The sequence below is a fragment of the Bacillus sp. 3103sda1 genome (assembly GCF_024159135.1).
GTDB classification, from domain to species: Bacteria; Bacillota; Bacilli; order Bacillales; family Bacillaceae_G; genus Bacillus_A; species Bacillus_A rhizoplanae.
In genome coordinates this window covers 1,539,934-1,560,649 of sequence record NZ_JAMYWS010000001.1, presented here as the reverse complement: position 1 = coordinate 1,560,649, position 20,716 = coordinate 1,539,934, and the positions used below count along the sequence as shown (strand labels likewise).

The 20,716-nt window shown below is 35.3% G+C and carries 25 protein-coding genes and 2 riboswitches; of the genes, 7 read left to right on the top strand and 18 right to left on the bottom strand.

Translation table 11 applies throughout. The features are described from left to right. Positions 1-91: 91 nt before the first annotated feature. From NKR74_RS07890 to NKR74_RS07855, 8 genes are all read right to left on the bottom strand, one after another. Positions 92-673, bottom strand: coding sequence for a YdcF family protein (locus tag NKR74_RS07890; protein ID WP_253629153.1), 582 nt, complete (start codon positions 671-673; stop codon positions 92-94). 267 nt (positions 674-940) lie between these two features. Further along, the gene (locus NKR74_RS07885; protein ID WP_253629152.1) at positions 941-2,293 is read right to left on the bottom strand and encodes an MATE family efflux transporter; all 1,353 of its coding nucleotides are present in this window, start codon (positions 2,291-2,293) and stop codon (positions 941-943) included. Between the two features lie 106 nt (positions 2,294-2,399). Then, positions 2,400-3,236 carry a MerR family transcriptional regulator gene (locus tag NKR74_RS07880; RefSeq protein ID WP_098310380.1) on the bottom strand — a complete coding sequence of 279 codons (837 nt, stop codon included), beginning with the start codon at positions 3,234-3,236 and terminating at the stop codon, positions 2,400-2,402. A gap of 182 nt (positions 3,237-3,418) precedes the next feature. Next, positions 3,419-4,771, bottom strand: a complete 1,353-nt coding sequence (locus NKR74_RS07875) for an aspartate aminotransferase family protein (protein ID WP_253629151.1) — start codon at positions 4,769-4,771, stop codon at positions 3,419-3,421. 209 nt (positions 4,772-4,980) lie between these two features. Beyond that, on the bottom strand, positions 4,981-6,531 hold the full coding sequence (locus NKR74_RS07870) for a solute symporter family protein (protein WP_253629150.1): 1,551 nt from the start codon (positions 6,529-6,531) through the stop codon (positions 4,981-4,983). A gap of 3 nt (positions 6,532-6,534) precedes the next feature. Further along, entirely contained in the window at positions 6,535-6,873 is a 339-nt protein-coding gene (locus tag NKR74_RS07865; protein ID WP_253629149.1) for a DUF485 domain-containing protein, read from the bottom strand. A 203-nt stretch (positions 6,874-7,076) separates the two neighbouring features. Next, on the bottom strand, positions 7,077-7,697 hold the full coding sequence (locus NKR74_RS07860) for a sterol desaturase family protein (protein ID WP_253629148.1): 621 nt from the start codon (positions 7,695-7,697) through the stop codon (positions 7,077-7,079). A gap of 62 nt (positions 7,698-7,759) precedes the next feature. Further along, positions 7,760-8,068 (bottom strand): cytoplasmic protein, encoded by a 309-nt coding sequence (locus NKR74_RS07855; protein ID WP_253629147.1) that lies wholly within the window; start codon positions 8,066-8,068, stop codon positions 7,760-7,762. A 732-nt stretch (positions 8,069-8,800) separates the two neighbouring features. Between NKR74_RS07855 and cspD the strand changes: the two genes are divergently transcribed. Continuing rightward, a complete protein-coding gene (cspD, locus tag NKR74_RS07845) occupies positions 8,801-8,998 on the top strand; it encodes a cold-shock protein CspD (protein ID WP_098310386.1) in 198 nt (65 codons plus the stop codon). A gap of 115 nt (positions 8,999-9,113) precedes the next feature. Further along, complete coding sequence (locus NKR74_RS07840) at positions 9,114-9,362, top strand: DUF2564 family protein (RefSeq protein WP_098310387.1); 249 nt, start codon at positions 9,114-9,116, stop codon at positions 9,360-9,362. A gap of 226 nt (positions 9,363-9,588) precedes the next feature. Here NKR74_RS07840 and NKR74_RS07835 read toward each other — a convergent pair whose 3' ends face one another. From NKR74_RS07835 to NKR74_RS07825, 3 genes are all read right to left on the bottom strand, one after another. After that, on the bottom strand, positions 9,589-9,765 hold the full coding sequence (locus NKR74_RS07835) for a zinc-finger domain-containing protein (protein ID WP_098310388.1): 177 nt from the start codon (positions 9,763-9,765) through the stop codon (positions 9,589-9,591). Between the two features lie 12 nt (positions 9,766-9,777). Next, entirely contained in the window at positions 9,778-10,437 is a 660-nt protein-coding gene (locus tag NKR74_RS07830; protein ID WP_253629146.1) for a ribonuclease H family protein, read from the bottom strand. Positions 10,438-10,784: 347 nt separating this feature from the next. Beyond that, the gene (locus tag NKR74_RS07825) at positions 10,785-11,270 is read right to left on the bottom strand and encodes a QueT transporter family protein (protein WP_098310390.1); all 486 of its coding nucleotides are present in this window, start codon (positions 11,268-11,270) and stop codon (positions 10,785-10,787) included. A gap of 6 nt (positions 11,271-11,276) precedes the next feature. Continuing rightward, positions 11,277-11,321: riboswitch (PreQ1 riboswitch) on the bottom strand. Positions 11,322-11,756: 435 nt separating this feature from the next. Between NKR74_RS07825 and NKR74_RS07820 the strand changes: the two genes are divergently transcribed. The 3 genes from NKR74_RS07820 to NKR74_RS07810 are packed head-to-tail and all read left to right on the top strand — an operon-like array spanning position 11,757 to position 13,950. After that, positions 11,757-12,629 carry an aldose 1-epimerase family protein gene (locus tag NKR74_RS07820; protein WP_253629145.1) on the top strand — a complete coding sequence of 291 codons (873 nt, stop codon included), beginning with the start codon at positions 11,757-11,759 and terminating at the stop codon, positions 12,627-12,629. A 15-nt stretch (positions 12,630-12,644) separates the two neighbouring features. Then, a complete protein-coding gene (locus NKR74_RS07815) occupies positions 12,645-13,040 on the top strand; it encodes a reverse transcriptase-like protein (RefSeq protein WP_098309337.1) in 396 nt (131 codons plus the stop codon). A gap of 4 nt (positions 13,041-13,044) precedes the next feature. After that, the gene (locus tag NKR74_RS07810; protein ID WP_253629144.1) at positions 13,045-13,950 is read left to right on the top strand and encodes a DMT family transporter; all 906 of its coding nucleotides are present in this window, start codon (positions 13,045-13,047) and stop codon (positions 13,948-13,950) included. A 2-nt stretch (positions 13,951-13,952) separates the two neighbouring features. Here the strand turns inward: NKR74_RS07810 and NKR74_RS07805 are convergent, their stop codons facing one another. Further along, complete coding sequence (locus tag NKR74_RS07805; RefSeq protein ID WP_253629143.1) at positions 13,953-14,213, bottom strand: DUF6123 family protein; 261 nt, start codon at positions 14,211-14,213, stop codon at positions 13,953-13,955. 327 nt (positions 14,214-14,540) lie between these two features. On the opposite strand from NKR74_RS07805, the gene NKR74_RS07800 reads away from it, so the two are divergent. Further along, positions 14,541-14,996 carry a MarR family winged helix-turn-helix transcriptional regulator gene (locus NKR74_RS07800; RefSeq protein WP_253629142.1) on the top strand — a complete coding sequence of 152 codons (456 nt, stop codon included), beginning with the start codon at positions 14,541-14,543 and terminating at the stop codon, positions 14,994-14,996. A gap of 181 nt (positions 14,997-15,177) precedes the next feature. Here NKR74_RS07800 and NKR74_RS07795 read toward each other — a convergent pair whose 3' ends face one another. From NKR74_RS07795 to NKR74_RS07770, 6 genes are all read right to left on the bottom strand, one after another. Beyond that, a complete protein-coding gene (locus NKR74_RS07795) occupies positions 15,178-15,318 on the bottom strand; it encodes an FbpB family small basic protein (RefSeq protein WP_098309341.1) in 141 nt (46 codons plus the stop codon). Between the two features lie 417 nt (positions 15,319-15,735). After that, positions 15,736-16,602 carry a 5'-3' exonuclease gene (locus NKR74_RS07790; RefSeq protein WP_253629141.1) on the bottom strand — a complete coding sequence of 289 codons (867 nt, stop codon included), beginning with the start codon at positions 16,600-16,602 and terminating at the stop codon, positions 15,736-15,738. 118 nt (positions 16,603-16,720) lie between these two features. After that, entirely contained in the window at positions 16,721-17,431 is a 711-nt protein-coding gene (locus tag NKR74_RS07785) for a P-type ATPase actuator domain-containing protein (RefSeq protein WP_098309343.1), read from the bottom strand. A gap of 311 nt (positions 17,432-17,742) precedes the next feature. Continuing rightward, positions 17,743-17,908: riboswitch (M-box (ykoK) riboswitch) on the bottom strand. A gap of 220 nt (positions 17,909-18,128) precedes the next feature. After that, on the bottom strand, positions 18,129-18,515 hold the full coding sequence (locus NKR74_RS07780; RefSeq protein WP_098309344.1) for a DUF350 domain-containing protein: 387 nt from the start codon (positions 18,513-18,515) through the stop codon (positions 18,129-18,131). Next, complete coding sequence (locus NKR74_RS07775; protein WP_253629140.1) at positions 18,512-19,744, bottom strand: glutathionylspermidine synthase family protein; 1,233 nt, start codon at positions 19,742-19,744, stop codon at positions 18,512-18,514. The genes NKR74_RS07780 and NKR74_RS07775 overlap by 4 nt, the downstream gene beginning before the upstream one ends. Positions 19,745-19,747: 3 nt before the next feature. Continuing rightward, positions 19,748-20,059, bottom strand: coding sequence for a hypothetical protein (locus NKR74_RS07770; RefSeq protein ID WP_098309346.1), 312 nt, complete (start codon positions 20,057-20,059; stop codon positions 19,748-19,750). 82 nt (positions 20,060-20,141) lie between these two features. Between NKR74_RS07770 and NKR74_RS07765 the strand changes: the two genes are divergently transcribed. Beyond that, positions 20,142-20,591, top strand: coding sequence for a hypothetical protein (locus NKR74_RS07765; RefSeq protein ID WP_253629139.1), 450 nt, complete (start codon positions 20,142-20,144; stop codon positions 20,589-20,591). The last annotated feature ends 125 nt before the right edge of the window (positions 20,592-20,716 follow it).

Genomic DNA, 20,716 nt, shown 5'->3' with positions numbered 1-20,716 from the left:
GTTGTTTTTGTTACTTTTATTATGCCATTCCAAAACTTTAGAAACTATCGTTTTACCTTTCAGCTAAATTACAGTTTTGTAAGATTTCTCGTTATATTTGATCCATGAGCCAATACTTTGTAATTGCCAAATATTCTCGAACATTAGATTGAATGATAATAGGTTTTGGTGTTCTTGCAGACAATCCCTCTAACTGCAATCCTTGTTTTTCAGCAATCTTTTTTGCACGATACATATGAAAATCGTTCGTTACGATAATTCCTTTTTTCTTATTTGCTGGAATAAGAGATTTTGAGAATTTTATGTTTTCATCTGTATTTGTAGAACGATCTTCCATTATAATTCGTTCTTCTTGAATCCCCTGTTTTATTAATCCTTGTTTCATAGCCAAAGCTTCAGAAATATCCTCTCCTTTTCCTTTACCACCAGATACAATTACAATTGTTTGTTGATGTGTTTTTAAATATTCCGCGGCTTTATCAATACGATATTGCAGAGAATAAGAAGGTTCTGTTCCTTTCACACGCGCACCAAGTACAATCATATAATCTGCATCATTTGGCGCTTCCATATGTCCATGCTTGTAAATTATATATTGTAAAGTACTCATATAACCAACCACAATCATCAAAAGAATCATGCCATACGTTATCCACTTTTTTCTTTTTAGCATTTCTACAAATACTCCCCTCTCTTTATTTTTTCATCTTAATATTCTTCCAACCACTTGTGTAGTCTTTTTTCCAATTCGACCCAATTCATCCTTTAAAAGTAATATCCCTACTCCAAATAGGAATATAAAATCACGTATACAATACAATTTTTTTACATAGAGCATACTGAGATTTCTATTAGTGATGCTTAGAATTTTGAAGTAGAAATTCTGTTTATGAATAACAAAACAAAAAATCCCCTTAATGTGTTTAAGGGGATTTCATCATTATACATGTCTCTCTGCCAACATTCGTATAGAAACTGGATGTGAAAAACGATTCATCGCAAATACAGCACACGCTGTTAATAATTCCGCCACAGGCATTACAAGCCATATTCCATTTACACCAAACAACTTCGGCATAATCCACAGAAGAGGTATGATAAGCAGCAACCCGCGGCTCAATATAATAAAAACAGATTTTGTTGTTTGTCTTACGGATTGAAAATACTCTCCATATACAATGTTATATCCTAAAAATGCGTATTGCGTGAAGAATAAACTGATTCCTATTATCGTCATATTCAATAATTTTTCAGATTGAATGTCAAATAAACCGATAAGATATTTCCCAAAGAATAAACCGGTAATTGTTGCAATAACACCAAGTACAACAGCTGTTTTTACCGCAAGCTGTAACCCTTCTTTCAACCGTTCCGATAAGTTTGCACCATAATGGAAGCTCGCGATAGGTTGTAGCGCTGCCCCAACTCCAAAGAATAAAAGTAACGTTATGGCATGAATACTGTTTACCATAGCATATGATGCAACGCCTTGCTCACCAGCGTACTGAATAAAAGTAATGTTAAAACCAATCGTTACAATTGCTACCGTAACCTCTGTCGTGAAACTTGGAAAACCAATGATCATAATTTGTTTTACAGTCGACCATTCTAAATGTAATTTCGTCCATTTTAAAATACTGTTTTTTCTAAAGAAATGACTCAGTAGTACAAGAAAACCAATTGCTGCAGATAAAATAGTAGCAGATGCTGATCCTGTCACACCCCAGCCAAGAATGAAGATAAAAATATAATTAAATACAATGTTTAACACCGCTGTGACAATAAGACCTGCCATAGCTAAATTCGGATTTCCATCATTTCGTATAAATGTACTTAAAATATTCTCTAATACATATATCATTCCAAATGTGAATAATACATGGAGATAATCTAATGAATACGGTAAAATTACATCATTTGCTCCAAATAAGTAAGCTATATCTTCTATTTTCCATAAACAAATGATCATTAATACACCAACAATAGCAACGGCTACCGTCATAGATTGCGTGAAAATAGAACGTGCTCGCTCTACTTTATTTTCTCCTAAAGCGATAGAATACATTGTTGCTCCGCCCATTCCAATCCATAATGAGATTGAGAAAAAGATGGAAAATGCGGGAACGGCAACATTCACTCCTGCCAAACCATTCGCACCCACACCTCGGCTAACCATAACTGCATCAATCATAATATTCACCGACATCAGTACCATTCCAAGTACAGCCGGAATTAAATACGAAATAAATAAACTTTTAATCGGTTTTTCTCTGAGATTCTCAGTTGCTTCCATAACAAAACTCTCCTTTACGACTCTCTGCTCACATTCTAAACCTTCAAGTTACTTTAAGGTCAAGAGAGAAGTAAAAAATATATTTTGTAATAAATGAAAAGCCTTACTATTTTACTCTTTTCACCACAGGGATTTGAATTTCTGTCACTTGCTCTTCTTGGTTACTCGTTACGGACCAATCAATTAAGGCTAATTCAATTGCATCACCGCATATTTCATATCCATCCTTCTCAATAGCTAGTAGCAGCCTCTTGTAAGTCTTACCAGTTTCTTCGTATGGTCCATGATGATACGCACACGCATATATTCCCTCTTCAATTACATTAGAAGTAGCAATTTGAAATGGCATGTAATCAAGAAGAATAAATACGCTATTGTACGCTTGAAAATCATGTTGTAATAATGCTTCTTTTGCTACAGTAACGCCTATATCACCCGAAAACAAACTATTATCTACTTGTTTCATATTTTTTTGAAGTGAATGAATATAATACTCAAACATATCATCCGTTACATTTGGAGTAATAGGAAGAGATGTAATTTTTCGCTTTGGTAGTTCTGTAAAAAAGACATTATTAGCGTCTGTTTGTACAGCTTCTTGCATTAGATGAATTTTATGCTTTATTTTTGCTAACGTATATTCGATTTCCCTTTGTTTTTTCAATAACATCTCTTCCTGTTTTTTCAATAAGCCCAACGCAAATTCTGGCGTTCTTTCATCTATATATCGTTTAATTTCTTTTAACGGTATATTTAGCTGGCGTAAAAATTTAATTGTATCCAACATTGAAAATTGATCAATCGTATAGTATCGATAATTCGTTTGTGAATCAACAATTGCTGGATGAAAGATCCCTTTTTCATCATAATAACGCAATGTCGATTCAGGAATGTTATGCATTTTCGCCATTTCGCCAATTGTAAAACGTTGATTTAATAACATATTTATTTCTCCGTTCATTTCAAATTGATTAACCTAATCACATTTTTTATTGCTCCGTTGACAACAGTTTCACTTTATCCCGCTATTGCGGGCAGCAACTATATTATACATGTATGTATTCTTTGCAATAAATAGCAAACTAAAAAGCGAGCCTTGTCCTTTTGGCCCGCTTTCACCTTTTATCAAATACGTTCCATCGCCGCCTTCACTGTTTCTACAACAAACGTAATTTCTTCGCTAGAAATTACAAGCGGCGGTGCTAATACTAAAATATTATTATAACCAGCTGTCGTCATACCGTTGCGACCAATAAGTAATCCTTTTTCTTTACAAGCATTCATCACCGTTGCAATTTTGTCCCCATCAATTGGCTCTTTCGTCGCTTTATCGTTTACAAGTTCAATTCCAACGAGTAACCCCTTTCCGCGAATATCTCCTACATATGGATGGTCACCAATCGCTGCTTTTAATTGTTCTAATAGAAGAGATCCCATCTGAGCAGAACGATCAACCAATCCTTCGTTCTCCATAATTTCTAAATTTTTAAGTGCTAATGCACAAGCTGCTGGATTTCCGCCAAATGTATTAATATGACGGAAAAACTCGTATTCTCCCGCCCCTTGAAACGCCTCATAAATTTCTTTTTTCACTGCCGTTACGGACAATGGTAAATATCCACTTGTAATTCCTTTTGCCGTCGTAATAATATCTGGCTTTACATCATAATGCATGAATCCAAATGGTTTTCCTGTACGTCCAAAACCACAAATGACCTCATCGCTAATAAGAAGTGCCCCATGCTTTTTGCATGTTTCATGAACAGCCTTCATATAATTTTGCGGCGGCATTAAAATACCTCCGCCTGTGATAATTGGTTCCATAATAAATGCTGCTATCGTTTCACTCAATTCCCACGTCATCACGCGATCAATTTCTTTTACACATTCCACATCATAAATATCCTCTGCATCAATTCCTGGCATGCGGTAACAGTCTGGCGGTGTGACATGTAAGAACCCTGCAGCTAACGGCTCATATTGATATTTCCGCTGTGCTTGTCCCGTTGCTGCCATTGCTGCCATTGTATTTCCATGATAACCGCGGTAGCGTGCCATAACTTTAAAACGATGCGGTTCTCCTTTATACGCATAATATTGACGAGCAATTTTAAATGCTGTCTCATTTGCCTCTGATCCACTATTAGAGAAGAAAATAACGTATTCCCCACCAAGCCATTCATTTAATTTTTCTGCTAATTGAATTGCCGGCTCATGTGATTGTGACATTGGAAAATAGGAAAGCTTTTGTAACTGTTCATACGCAGCATCAGCTAGTTCTTTTCTTCCATAACCACTATTCACACACCAAAGACCGCTCATTCCATCTAGATAGCGTTTTCCTTCACTATCCTCCACCCAGCAGCCCTCTGCCTTTGTTCCAATCATTGTACTGCTTGGACTATACGGACGCATTCCATGCCATACGTATTTTTCATCTTTTGCTAATAATTCTCCAGATTGCTTCGTTTTCACCATACATTCCACCTTCCATTACAACTTTTTATATCTAAAGCTGTTCGGTGCCTCATGATGATTTAAATTTTTCTCTTCCTAAACTTTCATTCCACAAAAATGCTGTAAATCCTACCGGCTAATAAAAAAATTCAAAAGAGAAAATTAGTAAATGTTATTTAGTAAAATAACAAAAAGAAGTGCTTTCCTTTAGCCAGAAAGCACTCTGTTTCTTAATGCGCCGATACGTCACTAATGCCATGTCCTGTATTCGACTTTACTAATATTTCATCAAATTTCGCGGCATCTTCTTTCTTACTAGATAAAATCGTCCCTAAATAGGCAGCTAAAAATCCAAGTGGAATGGAGATTATGCCTGGTGTTGTATATGGAAATAACGGCTCCCCAACAAAAATTGCTTTTCCAGCCACCGGATTCCATACATTCGGGCTCAGCGCAACGAGGACAATAGCAGAAGTTAAGCCAACAAGCATACCACAAATTGCACCGGTCGTATTAAAACGCTTCCAATATATCGTGAATAAAATAACTGGTAAATTTGCACTCGCCGCAACAGCAAACGCAAGCGATACAAGGAACGCTACATTTAATGTTTGCGCAAATAACGCTAAAATAATAGAAAATACTGCAACTCCAACTGAAGCATAGCGCGCCATTTTCACTTGTTCTTTTTCCGTCGCTTTTCCGCGGCGTAAAATTTCATTATAAAAATCATGAGCAAACGCTGACGCGGCTGTTAAAACAAGTCCTGCTACTACAGCTAAAATTGTCGCAAATGCTACTGCCGAAACGAAAGCAAACAAAAGATTTCCACCTAACGCTTTTGCTAACATTGGCGCTGCCATATTTCCAGCAGCATTCGCTTTTACAATCGCGCTATTCCCAACAAATGCTGCTGCTCCAAACCCTAAGAAGATTGTCATAATATAAAAAGCTCCGATTAACCACGTTGCATATACAACAGATTGACGAGCTGTTTTGGCATCACGCACCGTAAAGAAACGAACGAGAATATGCGGTAATCCTGCAGTACCAAGAACAAGCCCTAGATTTAAAGAAATAGTATCTAAACCAACTTTATACTTTACACCAGGATTTAAAAATGCTTCTTTCAGCGGTGTTGCTGTCTTCATTTGTGAAAACATTTCTGTAATACTAAAATTAAACTTCGCAAACACGATAACAGAAATAATAAATGTACCTGCCATTAATAATACTGCTTTAACGATTTGAACCCAGCTCGTTGCTGTCATTCCGCCAAAAATAACATATACAGTCATCAATGTCCCAACAATCAATACAGCCGTTGTATATTCAATTCCTAATAATAATTTAATAAGTGCTCCTGCCCCAACTAACTGTGCAATCATATAAAAAATCGAAATTGTCATCGTATTAAGCGCCGCTATCCCGCGTACTTTTCTTGCATCAAAACGTGCTGCAATCATATCTGCTAACGTAAATTTCCCAAGGTTTCGAAGCGGCTCTGCAACAAGATATAATACAACTAAATATGCAACAAGAAAACCAATACTATAAAAGAACCCATCAAAACCTGTTAATGCTATTGCTCCGGCAATTCCAAGAAAAGAAGCAGCGGACATGTAATCACCCGCAATCGCCAAACCGTTTTGCCACCCTGTTAATCCACCGCCTGCTGTATAAAAATCGCTTGCATTTTTTGTTTTTTTCGATGCGTAGTACGTAATGACGAGCGTTCCAAGAACAATTACTAAAAACAATGTAAAAGCTGTTGTATTCAATATTTATCCCCTCTCTTTATCTATGTTTTCAAGAATTTGATTCGATAACCGATCAAATGATTCTGCTTTTTTACTATAAATCATACATAGGGCCCACGTCATAACGAACTGAGCAAATGCAAACACCCATGCCCATGTAATATCACCAACCGCTGGTGTATTAAGCACTTTTGAATACGATGTTAAAATAGGCAAGGCAATAAAAAAACTAAAAAAGAAAATGCTCATCGGTACAATAAATTTTTTCTTTGCTTGTAACAAATTTTGAAATTCAGCAGATCGTACTACTTCTGTGTAATTGATTTCGCTATTTAATTTACGAGCAGACGTTTCTTGTTTCACTTCATATCGTCCCCTTTCTTTTCAATACGAATAATAGAAAATCCCCTCCCATGAATGTATTAATTACTAAATTTTATAAATATTCAGAAACTTAATCCCATTGTAGACAATCTATTTTTATAAGCAAAGATTTTTCGATAGACAAATTACGTCATATTTTTCCATTTTTAACGTAACATTTATTGAAATAAAAAAAACAGTGCTTATTGCACCGCTTTCTCACCTTCCAAATTACGAGCTGTTTCACTCGTTTCGACATCTTTCCCTTCTCTATATGTCTTGAATAGAAAATCGTAAAATAGATTCGATACTCCAAACCAATAATTTTCATTTTTATAATGATGGAGTATATGTTGCTTCTTTAGCCACCTTCCATATGGAGTCATTGGACGAATTGGCCGATGAGCAATGTAATGTTTCCATTCATATACTAAAAGCATAAAGATCATTCCAATTCCAAATGATAATGTCACCATGACGCTAGAAGTAATACCGTATACAATGCATAAATATATCGTAAATCCAGGAAGACTATACCACACGGGTAAAAATAATAACTTTAAATCATTCGGATATACGTGATGATCATAATGAAGACGTTTTAACATTTTTAATAAAAATGGATTCTTTGGCGGTTTTAAATGAAATAAAAAACGATGTGTTACATATTCATTAATTGTATAAAAGATAATACCCGCAATGACTGCAATAGCTGCAATCCATGTAAACAATTGCATGTTCAAAAAAACGATAAAAGCAATTAAAATTCCAATCATTATGACAATATCATGCTGAAAGAAATACTCTTTTATAACTCGCTTCATTCCTATATTCCTCTCCTTAGAAAGCGGCCGTAACGTATTGTTATGACCGCTTTCTTTTCTCTCTATTCTATTCCCATTATAAACTTACTTGCTTCTCCATTTGGATAGAAAAAATTACTTGAGCCAAATATATTCTGTTTCGGAATAATATGTTCCACTGCAAAAACTGTTACTTCCCCTCTTTGTACTTCTCCAATAATTAGCCCTAATATTTCATGATTTACAGCAAATGTCGGTTGTTTTGTTTGAAGTAATCGTTCAGCAGTTTGAAGAACAGTCTCGTATAATGGATTTCTGTCTGTTACTTCCTTTCGAATTTTCGGCGCTAATGTAATAATAATTTCTTTTTCATTTACTATGGTTCGATACATAAAAATCTCCCCTTCAATTTATATGAACAATTGTAAAGCTGTATACACAAAATGAATGTAACAAACGACTAATATAATCCTTGCTCCCCTGTAATATACCCGAATGCTTTGTGTAGAAGCAATGTTCTTTCAAAATGAACAGAAAAAGCAATATTTAATGTATTTCTGAAAGAAATTCTCCTGCCTCTTCCTGTTTATATTCCATATTTTATTGTAAAATTCCTTGTTTTACACTTGAAAATCCAAGATAAAACAATAAGAAGTCCTATATAGCATATGAATGCTTGTATAATATGTGTATATAAACATAAAGATAATCCAAAATTGCAAAGTAACGCTAGATTTAATACAACATTAGAAGAGCTTTCAATTACTGTAAATATCCAAGTTGGTATATCGTCCTTTTCTCATCCCCCACTGATGGTTAACCAATCAGGCTTTTACGGGTACAAGACCGATGCATTCTCTCACCTCTTTATGTACAGCCTTTATTTAAAGTTATTAAAATTAGCATTTGTCCTATACATGATTTATAAAGCTAGTGTAAAAAATTATTTAAAAATACAAAAAGATAAAACCGCTTACTTGACTAAAATCTCCTATTTCATGTATATTTAAGTTATTATTTAGCAGAATATTCAAGAATATAACAATTCAATTTTATGAATTTGTGAATGTTTTCTGTATTATTCACTAAATGAGAAAGTAATCATATTTAGGAGGCATCATAACATGCAAGGTAAAGTAAAATGGTTTAACAGCGAAAAAGGTTTTGGATTTATCGAAGTTGAGGGTGCAGACGATGTATTCGTACACTTCAGTGCAATTCAAGGAGAAGGCTACAAATCTCTAGAAGAAGGTCATGAAGTTTCTTTCGAAATCGTTGAAGGAAACCGCGGACCTCAAGCTGCTAACGTAGTAAAACTTTAATTCAACATATGACAGGAGGTTATCCATCGGTAACCTCCTTTGTTTATTCCTCTGTATATTTCTTTTTCTCAGAGCGAAAACTATGTGAAATGAGAAAATAAAGGAGGAGAAAACAATGGGTTTACCTGTAAACGATTTTGAAGAAGTAAAATTCCGCGTAGAAACTGCTCAAAAAATGGTTGGCTCCGCGACGGTCACAATGGATCCTGAATCATTGCAGCATGCTACAAATGCGGTTGAATCAGCTCGCCTTCAGCTGGAAACAATGAAAGAAGTAGCAACAGATTTAGATACACCATTTTTATTAGATCAAGAAGAAAAATTAGAGAAATGCGAGCATCAATTACAAGAAGCAAAGCATTAAAAAACATCCAGGGGGATTCTCTGGATGTTTCTATTTATGTACGTAACGAACTATAAAGTGAAACTTCCATCAGTGTTTTTTCATCCCCCACCTATCTTCCTCGTTTCTCTCTAAATCTTGAGGTGGGGGTCTTACTGCCCCAAAATAGCAGGATAAAAACTACTGTAAGCTTTCTACATATAATCGTATAAAATTCCCTATCTCAACAAAGTAAATAGGGAATCGTTCAAGATAATCGGTTTCCATACTCCTTTAGCTTTGCTCCTATTGTGCATTGCCGAATGCAAAAGGAGTGGGCATAATATTTACTATGTTCTTTTCGAAAATGCTGCTGTAAAAAGCAGCCATCGCAATATGTTTCTAATAAATCATTCACTTCCGTAATAAGCTGCTTACGATCCACTCCTTCACACCCCTACTCTGTTATTTCTTTATGACTATCAATATCCGTTCCTTCAAGTGCTTGCGTTGCCAATTGATGAGCTTCTTTATTCTGTTTTCTAGAAACAGGTTCACATATCAATTTTATTCTCATCTGTTTTGCTTTTTGTTCGACTTGATCTAAATAATGGATTAAATGTTCCTCATAACATGGCCATTCACCTGCTAATTGCTGGAGCACCACTTGAGAATCACCGCGAAGTATAACGGATTCATACTTAACTCCTAGCTCTTCTAGCACATTCATTCCGTATAATAACGCAGCATATTCCGCTTCATTATTATCATCAATTCCTTCTATGTAAGCATTGCGACGAATTCGATACGTTTTTCCCTGCTTCTTATAATAAATACTCACTCCCACGCCCGCTTCTTTCTTCTCAATATCGTACCCTCCATCGAAATACAATAAGAGATCTTGCGGCTCTTCTTCAACTTGTTTACTCAATTTCTTAACTTCTTTTAACGTCCACTCCGTCCCCATTTCATCATAAAACAACAGTTCTTTCGCTCTCCCTGTTTTTTCAAAGTCTACTGCAAACTGCATCGTCTCTTCTAAACGAAGGTAATCTGTTTCAAGTTTGGTCTCTAAACCATGTTTTGTTCGATATAACCAAGTTATTTTATATTTCATTTTGCTCCCCCTTTTACATACAAAATCAATACACTACCAAATATTACATGTTCATTTTATAATATTTTGTCTATGAGCACAGTATTCTATTCCGAATACATCACATCTCTGCACGATAAAGTGAAACTTCCATCAGTGGTTTTTTTCATCCCCCGCTGATGGTTAGTTGAACCAATCGGGCGCATGCCAGCAGTTATCCCCCACCTATCTTCTTCGCTTCTCTCTGAGTCTTGAGATGAGGGTCTTACTGCCCCAAAATAGCGGGATAAAATGAAACTCCTGCAAATATAAATTGAGGAAAAGAAATAAGAGTTGTCACTATTAAGTGAACAACTCTCTTATCCATCTTACACAAATTTTTCAAACTGCACTCGTTTATTAATAAAATACATAACAGGTGCTCCAATAGCCATTACAACAAATTCACCAATTGCACATGTTAGCCATGTAAACAAAAATGGTAAGTCGAATGCAAGATGTAGTTCAATCGCAATAAGGAACATTGTAACCGTAAAGACAACAATATTAAAAATCATACGCGCCCATATCCCTTTTATAAAACGCATAGAAACAATTGTACAAAGTAAGGCAATAATAGATTGCCCCACCCCAAATACAAGATCATATGCAATCATTGGTGAGAAAAAGAGGTTTGTTAAAAATACGCCTAACACAATCCCATAAATATACTTTTTATTGAACACAACAAGATGATTGAACATTTCCGAAATACGAAATTGAATATTCGTAAAACCAAAAGGCTGAATAAGCATGGAAACGGCAATATATAAAGCTGCTAAAATCCCGTTACCAACAAGTGTCTTAATTTTCATTGTATAATCTCCTTAGTTTTTTTACGTGGGATGGTTACGAACCACGTGAATATATAAATGAACAAAATTACATTATATTTATAATTTGAATTCAAGTCAATATGGCAGAAGATGTATCAAATGATCTGAATTACAAAGGGATAGTCATAAAATGAAACTTTAATCAGTGGGGGTTTTCTTCATCCCCCACTGATTATTAGTTGAACCAATCGGACTTTTACGGGCAGTTTATCTCCCATCTAACTTCTTTAGAAAAGCGGCAGCGGCTCGTTCAGAATTGCAGGGCGTTGGAGCCCCCGACAGAGAGGCGCTTTTTGCCTCGTCCGAGGGGGCGAAACGACCGGAGATTCTAGCCGCTAGAGCTGGACAATGCTTTCACCGAATGTTGAGGTGGGAGTATTACTGCCCGTTAATGCGGGATAAACTATCCTTTTCTTTTTATAGGACGTATAATAAAAAACATGAAAGATTTAGGAGGGTTTGTTCATGACAGCAACGATTCAAAATGAAAAAATGATCGTTTCTATTTCTGAAAAAGGTGCAGAATTACAAAGCATTCGCTTAAAAGAAGATCGTACAGAATATATGTGGCAAGGGGATTCAAAGTATTGGGGACGACGTGCTCCCATTTTATTCCCAATCGTCGGAAGATTAGTAGATAATACATATTATGTTGATGGAAAATCTTATTCGTTAACACAGCATGGATTTGCTCGCGATCTAACATTTACAATAAAAGAACAAAGTGAATCAAAAATTACATACGTAGTAACGAGTAATGAAGAAACATTACAAAACTATCCGTTTGCATTTGAATTACTCGTTTCTTATGAATTACATGAAACATCTGTATACGTAACATATGAAGTAATCAATCCAAACACAAAAGAAATGTATTTTTCAATTGGAGGACACCCTGGTTTTAATTGTCCTTTACTATCAAATGAATCTTTCACAGATTACTACTTATCTTTCAGCACTCTAGAGCACTTAGAAACAAGCGTATTAGAAGGACCATTTCTTTCTAAAAATAAACTCATAGTAGCAGAAGAAACAACCAAACTTCCACTTACATACGATTTATTTAAAAACGATGCGCTTATTTTTGAAAACATGAACAAAAACGAAATTGCCATCCGCTCTCACAAACATAATAAATTTATTAAAGTAGCATTTGAAGGATTTCCATTTGTGGGTGTGTGGACACCTGGAGACGGCGCACCGTTTCTATGTATTGAACCTTGGTATGGCATTGCTGATGAAGTAGAGCCCGTAAAAGACTTTACAGAAAAAAAAGGAATTCAAATGTTAAAAGCGAATGAAACATTTACATGCCGCTATAGCATTACAATCGGTTAATCGGAGGTTTTCAATTTGATTGAAGTGTACATTGATGGTGCATCAAAAGGAAACCCTGGTCCTTCTGGCGCTGGGGTTTTTATCAAAGGTATTCAACCGCCTGTGCAGCTTTCTGTTCCACTTGGAGTTATGAGCAATCATGAAGCTGAGTATCACGCATTACTTGCTGCATTAAAATATTGCACCGAACATAATTATAAAATTGTATCGTTTCGAACAGATTCTCAGCTTGTAGAACAAGCTGTTGAAAAACAATATGCGAAGAATCCCTTATATGCACCACTTTTAGAAGAAGCATTGCAAATGACCCAGCAATTTGATCTCTTTTTTATGAAGTGGATTCCAAGCAGTCAAAATAAAGTAGCAGATGAATTAGCGCGAAAAGCAATTTTAAAAAATGAACGGGGGTAGTGTATTGAAAAAAGAGTGGATTGCTCCTCTCGCATTGTTGTTCGTTGCCTTTATTTGGGGAGCTACGTTTGTTGTCGTTCAAAATGCTATGTCATTTGTCGGTCCATTTTCTTTTAATGCTGTACGTTTCTTATTAGCTGGACTTATTTTACTGGTTATTCAGCTCATTTCTATAAAAAAAATACCTATTAAACGTGCAAGGTATAGTAGCTCCGCTGGTATCATAGTCGGATTCTTTTTATTTATTGGTTACTTGTTACAAACATTCGGCTTATTATATACAACTTCTTCTAAAGCAGGATTTTTAACAGGGCTTAGTATTGTCATGGTACCTGTTTTATCGTTTATCTTTTTAAAGCAAAAAGCGAATATATTTATTGTACTCGGAATTACAGTAGCTACAATTGGATTGTTCTTATTAACAGCTGGAGATTCTTTTCAATTGAATATAGGAGACCTACTTATCTTAGGTTGCGCTGTAGCATTTGCTGCTCACATACTTGTAAATGGATTCTTTTCAAAAAAGGTGTCTCCGCTATTATTAAGTACAACACAAATATTAGCAGTTGGACTCTTCTCTTCTATTTGTGCGTTTTTGTTTGAAGATTGGGAGAAATTATTTTCGCTATCATTATGGACGAATCGCTCATTTTTGTTTGCATTATTGCTAACATCGCTATTTGCTACTTCTCTTGCATTCTTTATTCAGACAACAGCACAAAAGTACACGTCACCGACCCGCGTTGCCATTATTTTCGCAATGGAGCCAGTCTTTGCTGCAATCACAGGTGTTCTTGTTGCGAATGAACAATTGTCAGTATCAGCTATCATCGGATGCATTTGCATTTTCTTAGGAATGATCTTTGTGGAACTCCCAAATAAACAAAAAAAAGAAGCGCAGGCTGCATGAAGTTATGTTTGTAACTTCCGCATAAAAGCCATCGCGCTTTTTTTATCGGTAATTTTCTCTTCATTTAATCGTTCTAACAAAGCAATAAAGTAACTACCATCAAACTGTAATTGATGCTTAATCGTCGCTTCAATCGCCACATTCACAATTCTATCAGATGAACCTGTATATCCTTGACCAAACATAATAAATCCTTGTGCTTCCTCTGATAATTTAAATCCTTTTGTATGTAAGAATGAAAGGTAATCTTGAACTGTTTGCATGATGTCCCCACCTAATTTGAAAAATTCTCCACTCTCTATCATACATGTTTTCGAGCGTTATGAGAATGAATTTTCTTTGAAAACTGCTGTAGAATCTCCTGTTTTTCTGAAAAATAAAGTGAAACTTCTATTAGCGGTTTCCCCCACCAATGGTTAGTTGAACCAATCAAGTAGCTATCTTCTTCTGATCCCTCATAATCTTAAGACGAGGGTATGACCGCCCGCGAATAGCAGGATAAAAAATAAAATTCTTTGATTATTCATTTCATTTAGTTTAATATTGAACTGTTCAAAAATGAACTAAATACATAGGAAGAAGGATTAGCAATGGCGAATAACGATTTACATACAACCACAAAAATCATGCAATCATTTTTAGAGATTCAAAAAACAATTGTTTCATTCACCCAACAAAATGCTGCTAGCTTAGGATTGACGGTATCTCAAATGGGGATTTTAAACACTATTTATACAAAACCAGACCTTACTTTAAAAGCAGTAGTAGAAATGCTGTCTTTACCTAAAAGTACAGTAAGTGTAAGTGTAGAGGGACTCTTTCAGCTCGGATTGGTAGAAAGAGCACAATCTCAAGAAGATCGAAGAGAACTCAAATTAAACGTCACTTCTGAAGGAAAAGAAATCGCAAAAAAATCTATCGAAAATTCATCCTCTTATCGTGCAATGATGATTGCATTAGAAAAAATGCCACAAGAAGATATTCAAACTTTGTTACGTATTCATAGTCGTTTACTCACTCATTTACAAGAAATCGACCACAAATAAAGTTTTTTTAACATCCTTTCCAATAATAAGTTAGATAAACAAAGTCCTTTCAGATTATCACTGAAAGGACTTTCGAATTAGCAACACCTTAAGTTGCACTGCTTTCATTTGAATGTATATCCAAGATTTATAGATTAACTCTTTATTATGTGGATTTTCCTGATCAAAAACTTTCCTTTACTCAGTTACTCACCGCTCCATATGATACATGTCGTTTTTCAATTTTTTCTTCAATTTCTCTTATGTTCTCCTTATCATTCAATAATAATTGTTTATTTTCTATTAGTAATTGTTTAAAGGATTTTCTTATTTTTTTTCGCATACTTAATTTCCTCCTTGATTGATATGAAAGATTTCATTTATATAAAAGATAATTAATTATCTGTATTGTGTAATAATAAAAGATTTGTGTGAAATCCATTTGAATTTTAAATGAAAACTATGTATATTTTTTCATGAATCAATATGTGTATAGCTTTGCGATTGAAACATAACTCTTCCAACAGTTTGTTTACTACCTTTACAATCAATCCAAAAAAATTAGATATGGTAGAAACCATATCTAATTGAAATGTTTTAAACATAAATAATAACGCCCAATCAAATGTATAGTTTGATTGGGCGTTATCTATATTCTAAAATAAATCCTTTTCAAGAACCACTTTTTATCCCGCTACTTTTTGGCGGGCTTTCCATCAGTGAGCGATGAAGAAAAACCCTCGCTGATAGAAGTTTCACTTTATAACATATTTACAAACATTTCAGGTCTGCCCCAATTCATTTGGTCACAAACGAATCGTATTTTCTCTATATCAATTGTGTGAAGAGCTTCTTCTAATTCACAAGAAATTGGCACTTCACAATGAATTTGTGCAAGTTGTAATGACATATGCAAATTGTCTAAGTCATTTTCAATTTTTGTACGCTGTGTTTTCGTTAATAGTGTAATATTTTCTAAAACAGCTGTAACTGTTCCGTGCTCTTGAATGAGCTTATATGCTGTCTTTTCACCAATGCCCTTTACTCCTGGATAATTGTCACTTGAATCACCCATAAATGCCTTTGCGTGAACAATTTGCCACGGCTGTACACCTTTTTCTTCGATAATTTTTTCAGGCGTGTAATATTCATAGTTTCCAATTCCTTTGCGAAGGAGCATAACTGTAATATTTGTATCAACAAGCTGCAGCAAATCTGTATCACCCGTTAAAATAAACACTTCTGCTTCATTTTGATACGCTTTTGCTAATGTTCCAATACAGTCATCAGCTTCATATCCTTTCATACCAATGACTGGAATAGATAAATGCGCAGTCATTTCTTGCACTAAATCGAATTGTGGAATTAATTCTTCTGGCGGTGCCCCGCGATTCGCCTTATAGTTTGAAAACGCTTCTGTTCGAAAAGTTGTACTCCCCATATCCCAGCACGTTACAATATGAGTCGGCTCAATTGTCCCAGACGCTGTTAATAAATGCTTCATATAACCATGAATCCCGTTTGTCGGAGTACCATCTTGTCTTTTCATAAATTGTCCGTAGACACTTGTTGCATAAAAAGCACGAAATAATAGTGCCATACCATCTACTAATAATACTTTTTTCATAATTCCTCTCCTAATGACAAAAATAAAAACCTCACGTCATGACGCAAGGTTATAAATAATCAATGATGATTGTACTTTTTATTATACAATGATTTACTCCATTTAGCATCTATAAAGATTACTTACAATATTGATGTAATAGTTCTACATACGTATTATTTCCAGTTGAAACAACAACTGCCTTTGCTGTTCCATTAACAATATGGGTGCTTTTGTAGCATAAATTCTCAAGATAAAGTGGATTGTAATCTTTTATGCGTTTTAACGGCATAAATCGCTTTTTTTCGATATGATAACAACTTTCATATTTTTCTACAAGCATTTCTTTTCCTGTTAAAGGAGATTCATTTACTAATAAATCTTTCGCGTAAATAATGCGGGCATCAGCTGGTACAGTATCACCTGCGGAAAGACAAATTACATCACCTGGAACCAATTCTTCTACAGGAATATTCATCATTTCAGAATCTGTATCTACTCCATTTGCTTTATCATTTACTACTCTTAAAACAGCAACTGTTTTTGATGTTGTTGCACTCGTTTGATTCGTTTCCTTTTCAAACAGACTTACTTTTTCAATCAACTTCATCATGATATAAGCCAGCATGATTTTTTTATTTGCATATCGTTCATTTTTCCCATATTGCGCGATACGTTTTTTTGCTTCTTTCACGGAAAGACCATTTCTTGTTGTTTTAAAATAAGCATATACCGATTTCACATCTCGAATCGCAACTTCCACTAACATTTCATTGTTTTTCTGTAAAATTTCTTTCCCTTTGTGAGTTACGTTGTCTATCATTCCATCTCGTTTATTTACATATAACATCGTCCGTCTCCTCCTTGGCGTACGCAGGAAGAAACTTATTGTTTCTCGACTTATCTATTTACAGATATAGGGGGAGGAACAATTCGCTTCCTACCTACATAACGCATTCTTTTTTTGAAATATATGGGTAACGGAACCGAGTCCGAAGCTGACATTGCTCCTCACCTCCTCATAATTTTTTTATTATGTATATTCTTACAAAATATAACCTTACTAAAAAGACCTTTACCCGGAAACGAGTAAAGGTCTGAACGTACGCAAATAAGCGAAGTTTAATAAAACTACATTATAGTAGCTTATATTAAAAACAATCGCACCTCTCCCTCGCCGAGCTTTAGCACTGTATAGCATAGGTTCTTCACCAGCTACATTAAGAAAGACCTTAATTCGATCATTCCTGTTGACCCATTGGCGTCTCTCGACATTTTTGGGCAGTAGCATCTCTCTATACAGGAGCCTCACCTAACAGAGACATATTTAATTACATAGAAAATGTTACTCTTATTTAAAATAGATGTCAATACTTTGAATTCAAACTTTTCCTTATTACAATAAGTATTTCCTAGAAAGTGATTTAGGCCAGGAACACTCTTATTCTAATACTAATTGTTTAAGATTTTGTATGCTTTTTTTCTCAAGGTGACAATCCTGAAGAAGATACACTTCAACATCTCCATGCTTTTCTACAACGTGTTTTTCAATATGTTAAACACCCAGCAATCACGATTCCGATGGAAATTGATAAAAACATAAGGAAAAGTCCGACGGCCTGGTTATCTTCTTCAATGCTTTGATTGATATTAAAACGCGGTGTGCACCATTCGGCTAAATAAAATACAACAATCTGCGCTAAAATCCCAATCGCTCCCCATAAAACCATATCCATAAGTGAAATAGAATGGGCAGCAGTCGAATACAAGACGATGGCAAGACCAAGAAGTCTCCCTCCAAGTGCATAGCTTGCTGCTCTATTCCCTTTAGCCATTAACGAAAATTCCTTCACTTTTGTTGTCAATTCCATAAGAAAAAGACCAATACATAAAAGGCCGAGTGAAACCACTAAATAAAGTAAAAAGTTCATTATTTATAATCCCCCTTTTTTATCCCTACAGGTAAATAATAAGATTCATTCCCCGTAATTTTTCCACCGGCCCGTATACCAATACTACTTGGTTTTCCAGCAATTAAAAACGATCCAAACACATACGACAACTCCTCGTTCCCTTTTTCAGTCTCAAGGGAAACAATCGGAAGCTTTATATACTTTTGAAATACAGGAAGTTCTTTTTTATACGTTTGATATGAATTTTGAATCACAATATTCGTGTCTTTGTCACGAATTATAACCGTGTTACCCTCTCTACCGAACGAAGGTTTTTGAACAAAAGAACTTTTTCCTAAAAATAAATCTGGTTCTAAGTAAGTAGGAAGCATATATTCCTTAATCCATTGTCGTTCCTCATTTGTATAAAAAACGCCTATCTCAGCTAATCCCCAAATCAGGCATTGAATCGATTTCGGCTGAAGTAGAAAGGATGAAACAGGATTTATAATAAAGAGCTTTCCTTCCTTTACAAGTTGCAGTAACTCAATCCCCACAAAATCACCGGTATTAGGATCCCGGTCCTCAACCAAATCTTCAATAGGATATGTTTGACGATACAAAATATCAATAGGCACACCGTCTCTGTCGACCAAAGCATCGTCAGTAATTCTGAGTTCTGACATTGACACCATTTTGTTTTTAACCTGACATAGCTGACTCAAATACGCAGTAGTATTCCAATCTTCTATATGTTCATGATGGGCTGTGAAGACAACGTTTGGCATTTCCATTCCTTTAGCAGCCTCCATTACAGCTTTTGTGATACCAGAAGAAAGAAGACGTTCCTGATTCTCGTTTGGGTCATGATAGTCTAATTCTTTGCATACCTGTCCATTCATTTGAAAGCATTCCATGATAAAAGTAGGGGTATCACTATTAAACTCAAGCATTTTGATACCACCATTCATCAAAGCAAAATCAAACCGTGAAATAATAGATTCAGGAAACAGAGATTTCATTCTGATAAAAGGCAGACTTGAAGATGGAAAACCAAGTTCAAGAAGCTGAGCATCCGATAAGTTCCGAAGAAGGCTAGCAGTCTTAAAAAATACTTTTCCCATTCGTTCTGTTGCTAATTGCAAATGCCTCATAGTTTGTTCTGTTATTTCAAAAACATGAAAAAGGCTATACTCACTCCCGTATAAGTCAGACCAAAAATGTGGGAACCTTGAATAAAATTGACTTCGTTCCTTTATGTAAAACGACATGACTTAACCTCCGAATCCGCCCTTTGAACCGCTTCCAATTCCTCCTTTAAAATTAGAAGAAGCTTGATAGGACTTAAATTCAGATGAATTTTTGAAAGTTGATTTATTTTGATAATATTTACCACCGTAATAATAATGCCCATGATAACTTGAATGATTGTCATCACATCGCCACACGCCAAGTTCATCATCCCAATCCCAATCGGAACAGCTCTTATCATTTGGTTTTGGAGGGAGATCTTTTGTACAGCCAGCTAAAGTGCCGGTCATTAAAGATGTAAGAACACCTGTTACTAACCATTTGGTTTTTGTCACCTTCCCACACCCCTTTATATATTATATTTTTATTATAAAAGAATTCATGATAAATTAGAAGAAAAAGGAAGAGGGATTACGATTGCGGTTAGAATATCGACTCAATGATGAAGCTAAACAATATCCTGCCTTATGGAACTATGCGAATATTCCTATCTCTGAAACCGTCGCAAGGATGACTTGTGAGTATTTCATTAAAGAAGGAGATACGTATGTCGTAACAGCGACCGCGATGGATCCTGACGGAACTGCAGTATTATATGTCAAAAGAGAAAAATTCTTCGATGATTCTTCAGAAACCACATATTCCCATATAGGTTTTGAGATTAGAGAACTACAAGGAGCAAATTCGATTTTGATAGAAAGTAAAGATGTATGGAATCATGAGGAACTCTTAACGTATCTACATTCAGATATTTTGTACGTTCAAAGGGATGGAATATTGATGGAATTCACCTTAAACTCAAGGGAGATTGATGAAGACCGAAAGTGCTATGTTTATTATGGAGAATTTACAGGTGAATGCAGATAACATTGCACTCCCCCCACCTACCGCTTCGCGCTTGAGGTGGGGGATGAATCGCCAGATATGATAAAGTAAAGCTCTCATCAGTAGGAGTTTCATTTTATTTCTAATATTTTTTATTGTTTCCACAC

Coding starts and splice junctions, on each gene's coding strand:
- NKR74_RS07875 (WP_253629151.1), bottom strand. CDS start 4,771: ATGGTGAAAACGAAGCAATCTGGAGAATTATTAGCAAAAGATGAAAAA.
- NKR74_RS07775 (WP_253629140.1), bottom strand. CDS start 19,744: ATGTCGTTTTACATAAAGGAACGAAGTCAATTTTATTCAAGGTTCCCA.
- NKR74_RS07885 (WP_253629152.1), bottom strand. CDS start 2,293: ATGGAAGCAACTGAGAATCTCAGAGAAAAACCGATTAAAAGTTTATTT.
- NKR74_RS07855 (WP_253629147.1), bottom strand. CDS start 8,068: ATGTATCGAACCATAGTAAATGAAAAAGAAATTATTATTACATTAGCG.
- NKR74_RS07840 (WP_098310387.1), top strand. CDS start 9,114: ATGGGTTTACCTGTAAACGATTTTGAAGAAGTAAAATTCCGCGTAGAA.
- NKR74_RS07790 (WP_253629141.1), bottom strand. CDS start 16,602: ATGAAAAAAGTATTATTAGTAGATGGTATGGCACTATTATTTCGTGCT.
- NKR74_RS07890 (WP_253629153.1), bottom strand. CDS start 673: ATGCTAAAAAGAAAAAAGTGGATAACGTATGGCATGATTCTTTTGATG.
- NKR74_RS07795 (WP_098309341.1), bottom strand. CDS start 15,318: ATGCGAAAAAAAATAAGAAAATCCTTTAAACAATTACTAATAGAAAAT.
- NKR74_RS07825 (WP_098310390.1), bottom strand. CDS start 11,270: ATGAAAATTAAGACACTTGTTGGTAACGGGATTTTAGCAGCTTTATAT.
- NKR74_RS07785 (WP_098309343.1), bottom strand. CDS start 17,431: ATGTTATATGTAAATAAACGAGATGGAATGATAGACAACGTAACTCAC.
- NKR74_RS07800 (WP_253629142.1), top strand. CDS start 14,541: ATGGCGAATAACGATTTACATACAACCACAAAAATCATGCAATCATTT.
- NKR74_RS07830 (WP_253629146.1), bottom strand. CDS start 10,437: ATGAAATATAAAATAACTTGGTTATATCGAACAAAACATGGTTTAGAG.
- NKR74_RS07860 (WP_253629148.1), bottom strand. CDS start 7,697: ATGAAGCGAGTTATAAAAGAGTATTTCTTTCAGCATGATATTGTCATA.
- cspD (WP_098310386.1), top strand. CDS start 8,801: ATGCAAGGTAAAGTAAAATGGTTTAACAGCGAAAAAGGTTTTGGATTT.
- NKR74_RS07880 (WP_098310380.1), bottom strand. CDS start 3,236: ATGTTATTAAATCAACGTTTTACAATTGGCGAAATGGCGAAAATGCAT.
- NKR74_RS07805 (WP_253629143.1), bottom strand. CDS start 14,213: ATGCAAACAGTTCAAGATTACCTTTCATTCTTACATACAAAAGGATTT.
- NKR74_RS07820 (WP_253629145.1), top strand. CDS start 11,757: ATGACAGCAACGATTCAAAATGAAAAAATGATCGTTTCTATTTCTGAA.